Raw genomic sequence first — 1182 nt, forward strand, 5'->3', positions numbered from 1 at the left:
CCCGGCGCGGCGTACTGGTCGGTAGACGACTCCCGCTGGCCGACGGTCCGCCCCGACCTTCCCGCCCACGTGGTGGACCTGCTCGCCCCGCCCATCGTGGTCGGCGTGGCCCGGGTGCCGGTCACCTCGCGGCTGACGCCCGCACCGGTCACACCGGCGCCAGCGACGCCCGTCGTGTCGACGCCGGTGGTGCCGGTGGCGCCGGAGTCGGTCGTACCGTCGGCCGTGGAACCGGTCGTGGTGGCTGCCGCGCCGGCTGAGCCCGCCCCGCCCCCGCCGGCACCCACCGCCCCGCGTCCCGTGCCGACGCCGCCGCTGAACCCGCGACCCGTTCCGGCGCCACCGCCGGAACCGCGTCCCGTGCCGGGACCGCCGGCCGCACCCCGGCGCAACGCCATCACCGGGCCCGTCGCGAACGGCCGGCGCGGCAACGCCGGACCGGTCGTGGCCGGCCGACACCGGCGGCACAACGGCGCGTCCGGCCGCGCCGGCTGACATCACGTCCAGGCCCGGCACTTTCATCTGGTGGACGCCGCGCGGGTCCCCGTCGCCGGCGACGTCGCCGCCGGTAGCGTCAGTGGGCATGACGGTCGTACATCCGATCGCCCGGGCCTGGATCACCACTGGCGGCACCGGCGCGCAGAACTACGACGAGTTCGCCGACGACGCGGAGATCACCGCGATCATCGAGGCGAACCCGCACAGTGCCCTCGGCATCGAGATGCCGCATCGAGCCCCCGGCAGCCTGGGCAAGTCGTTCCTCGACGCGCTGCCGGACTCGGTGGCCCGCCTCGCCGAGGCCAAGGCCGACGGCAGCTACACCCCCGCCGAGCAGGTCATCGTGCTGTACCGGATCAGCGCCCCGGGCGAGGAACCGGCGTACGGGCTGTTCGCGATGGTCGACACCGACCAGATCTCCACCCGGGCCGACGAGCCGGGCCTGGTCATCCGCAACGAGGACGTCTTCATCGCCAAGGTGCGCGAGCGAGTCGCGCTGGCCGATGCGCTGGGTCACCTGCTCTCACCCGTACTCCTGCTGCAGACCGGGAGCGGCGACGAGCTGCACGCCGCGCTCGCGGCGGCGACCGACGCGGCCGGGACGCCCGCCGCGACCGACACCGACCAGGCGGGGCGCACCCACGCCATCTGGCTGGTCGGCCCCGGCCCGGAGCAGGACGCGCT

The 1182-nt window shown here is 75.5% G+C and carries 2 protein-coding genes; both read left to right on the plus strand.

What is annotated here, in order from left to right; translation table 11 throughout:
- A partial coding sequence (locus AB0J68_RS32405; RefSeq protein ID WP_363942730.1) for a hypothetical protein occupies positions 1-495 on the plus strand: 495 nt, incomplete at its 5' end.
- An 88-nt stretch (positions 496-583) separates the two neighbouring features.
- On the plus strand, positions 584-1182 hold a 599-nt coding region (locus AB0J68_RS32410; protein ID WP_363942733.1), incomplete at its 3' end, for a DUF1015 family protein.

Source organism: Micromonospora sp. NPDC049580, assembly GCF_040675595.1.
GTDB lineage: Bacteria > Actinomycetota > Actinomycetes > Mycobacteriales > Micromonosporaceae > Micromonospora.